Below are 7295 nucleotides of genomic sequence, written 5' to 3'. Positions count from 1 at the left end.
CGAATATCGTTCAGCCTGGCGCCGGCCTCAACATCGATCCGGCCTCGCTCGATGTCCAAGCCGTTAAGGGCTATGTGGCCACGGCTCACGAGCAGTCCGTGACCAGCTTCCTGATGAACATCATCCCGTCAACGATTGCCAGTGCCTTCGCGGAAGGCGACATCCTGCAAGTCTTGTTCTTCTCGGTCCTGTTCGGCATTGCTTTGGCGATGACCGGAGAGACGAGCAGGCCGGTCGTTACCTTTCTCCAGGCGCTTACCGCCCCCATTTTTAAGCTCGTCGGCATTCTGATGAAGGCTGCACCCATCGGCGCCTTCGGCGCAATGGCCTTTACGATCGGCAAATACGGTATCGGTTCGGTGGCCAACCTCGCGATACTGGTCGCGACGTTCTATCTTACCGCCTTCCTCTTCGTGTTCGGGGCTCTCGGCGCGGTCTGCCGCTACAACGGCTTCTCGATCTTTTCTCTTGTCCGCTACATCAAGGACGAACTGCTGCTTGTCCTGGCAACGTCCTCCTCGGAGGCCGCGCTGCCCTCGCTCATGGAGAAGATGGAGAAGGCCGGCGCCGCGCGTTCGGTCGTAAGTCTCGTCATCCCTACTGGATACTCATTCAATCTGGACGGTACCAATATCTACATGACGATCGCCGCCCTCTTCATCGCGCAGGCGACGAACACAGATTTGTCAATTGCCGATCAGATCCTCCTGCTGCTAATTGCGATGCTTTCCTCGAAGGGTGCGGCAGGCGTCACCGGCGCCGGCTTCATCACATTGGCCGCTACTCTCTCTGTCGTGCCGAGTGTTCCCGTTGCCGGAATGGCTCTAATTCTTGGCGTGGACCGCTTCATGTCGGAATGCCGCGCGCTGACGAATTTAGTCGGTAATGCGGTGGCATCGCTCGTTGTCGCTCGCTGGGAAGGCGAATTGGACCAGTCACGGATGGAAGCCGCTTTCCGCGGTTAGGGTTACATCAAACTGGCTCCCCGCAAGCAAAATCGCAACAGCGCGACGTGTAAGTCGCGGCCTTGCCACAACAGTCGAATTGCCAGCCTCCAAAGAGCGCTGGAAATAGAGTACTAACGCAGTGAGTAATACAACACCATGAAGCCCCTAAGCAAACGAACGGTTCACGGAAACTCATCTGGGTGCGCATGGAGCGCTGTTCGTCGAATGCGCTATCAACCGCCGGGTGTGGGAACTATTTCAGCTTGCCGCCCCAAGCCGTCGCGGGAGCGCACCGGATGATGGAGGACCGGCCGATCAGAATCGCTAGGGGAAAGCGCGTCACAATTGCCGATCTCGCCCGCGAAGCCGGAGTCAGCGTAGCAACAGTCGATCGGGTTCTGAACGTCCGCCTTCCGGTGCGAGAGGAGACCGCCCAGCGGGTCCATGCGGCCGCGCACGCGATCGGCTATCATGCTGCCGGTCTCATCAAACAGCGCTTGCAGCAGCACCTGCCGCACTACAAGCTGGGCTTCATCTTGAGAAAACCTACCCACGATTTCTACCAAGATTTCGCTCGCAAGATCGAAGAGTCGGTCAGTATGGCTAAATCCTTCCACGGCCTTCCGATCATCGAGTTCGCGCAGTCACATTTGCCGCGTGACCTGCTCCCGCTTCTTAAGGACCTTGGGAGCCGCTGCCAGGCGATCGCCATGGTGGCGGCCGATCACCCGAAAATCACAGCATCAGTCGAGGAGCTCAAGGCGAAAGGTATCCCGGTATTTTCGCTGCTATCCGACTTCGCCGATGGCGTGCGCGAGGGCTACATCGGCCTCAACAACAGCAAGGTCGGACGGACTGCCGCTTGGGTGTTTTCCAAGACCGCAAAACGGCCCGGCAAGGTGGCGGTGTTTGTCGGAAGCCATCGCTTCCAGGCGCATGCGACGCGGGAAACGGCCTTTCGTGCGTATTTTCGTGAGAACGCGCCAAAATTCGAGGTGCTTGATGCGCTCGTGAACCTTGATGAACGGCAGCTCACTTACGAAAAATTGCTGGATCTTATGCAGCGGGAACCAGAGCTCGTCGGCTTCTATATGGCCGGCGGGGGGATAGAGGGGGCAATTTCCGCGCTCCGAGAAGAGGGGAGCGGTCAGGATCTCGTCGCGATCGTGAGTGAAATGACGCCGCAGTCACGTGGGGCGCTTGCGGATGACATCTTGACGATGGCGGTCGGCACGCCAATGCGCCGACTTTGCCAGGAGCTGATAATGGCAATGGAGCGGGCCATCAAAGCCGGCGTCGCGGAGAGCCCGGGGCAGACATTTCTGCCGTTCGACATTTATCTTCCGGAAAATATTTGAGCTTGATGGATTTCTATCATGAGCGCCCATTTTCCTTTCACCGATGAAAGGAAAGCTCGATTGACTCGGCCGTCTCTGTCCGATCTGTGAACCGGCGTGGTTCCGTCTTGAAAGAAGCCGGATGCCGAAATGGCAGCCGCGCTTCATGGAAGGAAAGTCAAGCAATGCGCCAGGTATCGCCCCGCTTTGCACTCGATCACATGGCGGCGCCCCGCCTTGACGTCAGTGCGCTTTTCGCGCTTGCCCGTGACCAAGGCCTGACCGACGTCCAAATCCGTTACCCTCATTTCAGCAATCCTGTCGCACGCGGCATTCCGGCTGCGGACGTCCGGTTTGCCGCTACCGAAGCGGGCATCACGATCATCTCTGTCAACGCCTTGCAGCGGTTCAACGACTGGACTCCAACGCGTCAGGCCGAGGCAAGCAACCTCGCCGATTATGCGACGGCGTGCGGGGCGGAGACGCTCGTTTTGGTGCCGGCCAACCGCAGCTCGTGGCCCACCAATAGCGAGCGCCAGGACAATCTTCGTTTCGCTCTAAACGAGATCAAGCCAATCCTCCAGTCGCGGGGTCTGATCGGTCTTATCGAGCCGCTGGGTTTCCGAACCTGCTCGCTTCGATCAAAGAAGGAAGCGGCCGAGGCCGTTGCCGCGGTTGATGGCCAGTCCGTCTTTCGCCTCGTGCACGACACGTTCCACCACACCCTGGCCGGGGAGACATGCCTGTTCTGCGAGCTTACCGGCCTGGTGCACATTTCAAGCGTAAACGACCCGACCTTCTGGATTTACCCCGATCGCTTTCTTGCAGGTTCCGACAATGGCAGCCAGATTCAGGCGCTGCTGGATGGCGGCTACGCGGGACCTTTCTCGTTCGAGCTGGTCGAGGAAGTCCATTCTCTGGACGATCTCGCAGGCGCACTTGCCGCCAGCATCGACTTTATCCGGCGAGGGCTATTGTCGTCAGAGTAGATGGTGACAGGAGTAGTGACTATAGGTGCGCCTGAATTTTCCGTGGGTTCACAGCGGGACAGCCATCCGAGATGCCTCTTGCATCATTATCTCCCGCATCCAGATGCTTGCCGGATCGCTATTGTGGAGGGCCGGCCATTGGAGGGTCTCGGTGAATGTGGGAAATGGCAGCGGAAGTTCGATAACCCGCAGGGGGAACGTGTTTTCGAAATGCCTGACCAGCCGCAAGGGCATGGTCGCTATACGAGCTGTGCCGGACACCATAGGTGGAATCATGCTGAAGCCCTGCACGGCGACCTCGACACGTCTCTTAAGGCCATGCTCAAGCAAAAACCATTCCTCGATAGACGGCTTCATCGTACGCCCGAACCTGACCGCGACGTGCCTCATCGACATGTATCTCTCGAATGTAAGCTGCTGTGGCAGCTGCTTGTTTGTGGGACAGCCTACGCACACGAGCTTCTCGTCAAACAGCGGAACGCTTGAATGCACACTCGACGTGAACATATCCGGTAGAATTAGAAAATCGACGTCACCGCGCCGGAGAAGCTCATCGGGGCTATCGTCGACAGGCAGCAGTTCGAAGCTGACGGCGGGGGCTTCCCGTGCAATACGCTCCACAAGCTTTTCGAAAAACACGAGCGTGACGAAATCGGAAAGAATGATCCTGAAGAGGCGATCGGCTCGAGCTGGGTCAAACGGATCCGAAGAAATAATCGAGCACTGGATGTGCTGGAGAGCGTCGCGAACTGCGGGGGCAAATGCTGCCGCACGCGGGGTTAGAAATCGTTCGCGACCTCTTATCGTAAACAGTTCATCGCGGAAATAATCGCGCAGTCGGGCGACGGCCGCACTCATGGCGGGCTGACTCAGGTTGATCCTGCGTGCCGCCGCCGAGAGATTACGCTCCGTCAGGAGTGCGTCGAGCACAACGAGGAGATTTAGATCAAGTCCTTTGAAACGCATGTCATCAGCCATCCATGGGATGGATGCCTTTAACCGAAACAAACGACTTTAACAATTTAGCATTCTTGCAATCTTTTGTCGCAAAAAGTTTATGATGGATGACGTTAAGGTCCGACATATGAGCCGCGTGATCTGCCGAAGCGAGCAATCGTACGTACTGTGCAGGTCAGAGATTGGCGGTTTGAAATGCCGGGCCGATGGCGCCGGGCTATCAACCAGCGTCTTCGGCGGCCCCGACCTAGCAAGGCGTGGTCCGAGGCGACTGATGGGCGGTTTGATCCTAAGCTGCCGTGAGGCCTGTGTTGTATCGGCGAAGCCAATGCAGCAGTTCGGCAGCGTTTTTGAGAACTGTTGTAGGCTCGGCCTAAGCCCATTGGCGCAAGCCTGTCTGAACGAAGCGCTTGGCCTTGCTGTTATCCGGTGGTGATCTGTGGTGCCTTTTCGTCCTGCCGTTCTTGTTTTGGAACGCCCTTATGGTGAGCCCATCCGGGACGTGGGGCACCGGGAGCACGAAGGTGCAGGCAGGCCGTCAATAGACCGTGGGCTGAGAGCCCGAGCTCGTTACATCGCCGCCCCTCGCGACTTTCCCGGAGGCGCTGCGAGCGCGGATCAGTAGATGTCGTGTTACCCGCCAGCTCCCGTCTTTGACCGAGCCAAGAAGGAGGAACGGGCATGCGCATCATCGGACTGGATATTCACCGCGCCTTCGCCGAAGCAGTGGCATGGGAGGATGGCAGGCTCAGGCGACTCGGCCGCGTCGACATGCGGCGCGATCTGCTGGCGGCGTTCGCCGCGAAGCTGTCGCCGAACGATGTCGGGGTGATCGAGGCCACCGGCAACGCGACGTCCGCTACGGCTGTGGTTGCGCCGCATGTGAAGAAGGTGGGGATCGGCAACCCGAAACAGGTGCGTATCATTGCCTATGCCAAGATCAAAACGACGATCGAGGCCGACGTTCTTGCGCAGCTCTATGCCAGCGGCTTCTTGCCAGAAGTCTGGATTGCGGACGAGCCGACGCAGGCTCTGCGTCGACAGGTGACACGGCGCAATCAGATTGTCCGACAGAGATCTCGATTGAAGACCGTCATCCAGTCGATCCTTCATAGCCACCTGATCCCGTCCTGCCCGCATGCCGACCTGTGCGGCGCCAAGGGTCGGACCTGGTTAATCGAGCAGGTCGTACCGCAGGACGAGCGCCTCGCGATCGATCGGCATCTGCGCGAGTTCGACCGATTGGGCGAAGACCTCCAGGTCATCGAACGCGATCTTGCCCGCTCGGCTCTCGAGGATGAAGGCGTGAAGCGGCTGATGACCATTCCCGGCGTCGACATCACCGTCGCGCTGGCGATGAAGGCGGCGATCGGCGACGTGTCGCGCTTCGACGATCCGCAGAAGCTCGTGACCTATCTCGGGTTGAACCCAAGCGTCCGACAGTCCGGCCAGGTCCGGCCTACCATGGGCGGATCACCAAGCAGGGCCGTGGTCATGCGCGCGGCATGCTCGTCGAGGCGGCCTGGGCGGCCGCTCGTGCTCCCGGACCGTTGCGAGCCTTCTCCCTGCGGCGTGCGAGCCCGGCGCGGACAGCATGTCGCGGCCGTGGCAACCGCACGCAAACTCTCTGTCGTGATCTGGCATCTGTTGATGAAGGGCGAGAGTTACGCGTGGGCTCGACCCTCCCTGCATGCCAAGAAGCTTGCGCGATGTGGAACTCAAGGCCGGGAGCAAGGCTGTGCGCGGCCAAAAGGGAGCCGCGCACGCCTACAACATAAAGAGCCACCGGGAAGAAGAGCGCCGCTGGGTGGAGCAGGCCGAGGGCGCCTATGCACGCCTCGCCGCCGGTTGGAACCCACGAGGTCCGAAGAGGGTAGGCACGGATGCCGCAAACGAGGCGCGACGATAGAAGCTGCGCGGCAGGGCTCTCATCTCGGACCCTGCTCTTCGCCACGCGGTCGTCCGTGCGCGACAGGAGAATAGCGCAGATTTATCAACAAGGCTCTTGTCGATCACATCAGTGGTCTTGGGCGCTGTACGGCCGGGTGAAGACTTTGCAGGTGGCCCGGAAAGCGTTTGACCTGTAGCGAAGCAATTGTCGTCATTACGCGCTCGACCCGGGCGCCCAGCTTGGCATAAGAGCTACGTGGCCTCAGGAAGCGTCGTCAATGCAGACCATGGACGAATTCCCAGCCGATGCCGAGATGCCGGTCGACCGTGCCTGTCGCCGTCCGGTGATGCGATGCCCCCGAGCGCATGAGTTCGCCCCGGATGCTCCCGGTCACGACGCACGGGTTCGGGTTCCAAGGCGCTCAGTTTGTTCGCGCCTAATCGGTGTAGGGCGCGGCAGAAATACGAGCGTGACGAAATCGGAAAGAATGATCCTGAAGCGGCGATTCGGTAGAGCCGGGTCAAACTATCCGACGAAATAAACGAGCACTGGATGGGCAGGAGAGCGTCGCGAACTGGAGGGCAAGAGCTCCCGGACGCAGCGTTAAGTTTGAATACCTCCGCGGACATGGTCGCGAGCTCATCGCGCAAATAATCGAGCAGCCGAGCGCCGGCCGCACTCATGACCGGCTGGGCTCGGTTAATCTTGCATGCCGCGCCCATGAGGTTGCGCTCTGTCGGGAGTGCGTCGAGCACAACGAGGAGATGTAGTTCACGACCTTTGAAACGCGTGGTCAACTATCCAAAGTGTGGATGCCTTTCATCGAAACAAACGATTTCATCAATGTTGTGGAATCCTGCATGGGCAGAAGCACCTGACGGACACCGATGCCCCACTGCCTCATGGCGTGGCGAGCGTCTTAAGAAACCGCCCGAAAGGAGATTTTTCATGCGCTCTACCGGGCAGTGGAGTGTTGGGAAAGGGAGTTGCAACTGACCGGCCATGTCAAACTGTCCGACTTCTTCCGAGCCTATGGACAGACTGGGAGACGCGCACGGTGTAGCGGCTCACATCGTCATACTGCACCTACGCCACACACCGGCCGGACCTGATCCGGCTTTATGAGCATTGGGCTTTGTCAGTCGCACAAGCGTGATGGCTTTCGCGACGCGGC

Annotated in this window: 5 protein-coding genes and 1 pseudogene; 4 read left to right on the top strand and 2 right to left on the bottom strand. The window is 59.2% G+C overall.

Going from position 1 to position 7295, the window contains the following annotated elements; genetic code table 11:
- From dctA to EN738_RS27440, 3 genes are all read left to right on the top strand, one after another.
- The coding region (gene dctA, locus EN738_RS27450; protein WP_127286416.1) for a C4-dicarboxylate transporter DctA at window positions 1–965 on the top strand (965 nt) is incomplete at its 5' end.
- Between the two features lie 278 nt (window positions 966–1243).
- Entirely contained in the window at window positions 1244–2305 is a 1062-nt protein-coding gene (locus EN738_RS27445; protein ID WP_091600622.1) for a LacI family DNA-binding transcriptional regulator, read from the top strand.
- A gap of 164 nt (window positions 2306–2469) precedes the next feature.
- Window positions 2470–3273 (top strand): TIM barrel protein, encoded by an 804-nt coding sequence (locus EN738_RS27440; RefSeq protein WP_091600623.1) that lies wholly within the window; start codon window positions 2470–2472, stop codon window positions 3271–3273.
- Between the two features lie 48 nt (window positions 3274–3321).
- Here EN738_RS27440 and EN738_RS27435 read toward each other — a convergent pair whose 3' ends face one another.
- Entirely contained in the window at window positions 3322–4239 is a 918-nt protein-coding gene (locus EN738_RS27435) for a LysR family transcriptional regulator (protein ID WP_091600624.1), read from the bottom strand.
- A gap of 672 nt (window positions 4240–4911) precedes the next feature.
- Here EN738_RS27435 and EN738_RS27430 point away from each other — a divergent pair.
- Window positions 4912–6213 (top strand): IS110 family transposase, encoded by a 1302-nt coding sequence (locus EN738_RS27430; protein ID WP_236473627.1) that lies wholly within the window; start codon window positions 4912–4914, stop codon window positions 6211–6213.
- A gap of 367 nt (window positions 6214–6580) precedes the next feature.
- Here EN738_RS27430 and EN738_RS36955 read toward each other — a convergent pair.
- Window positions 6581–6918: pseudogene (locus tag EN738_RS36955) on the bottom strand (LysR family transcriptional regulator); the annotation flags it as partial.
- Between the last annotated feature and the right edge of the window lie 377 nt (window positions 6919–7295).

This window comes from Mesorhizobium sp. M4B.F.Ca.ET.017.02.2.1 (assembly GCF_003998955.1).
GTDB classification, from domain to species: domain Bacteria; phylum Pseudomonadota; class Alphaproteobacteria; order Rhizobiales; family Rhizobiaceae; genus Mesorhizobium; species Mesorhizobium abyssinicae.
This window is presented reverse-complemented; position numbering and strand designations above follow the sequence as displayed.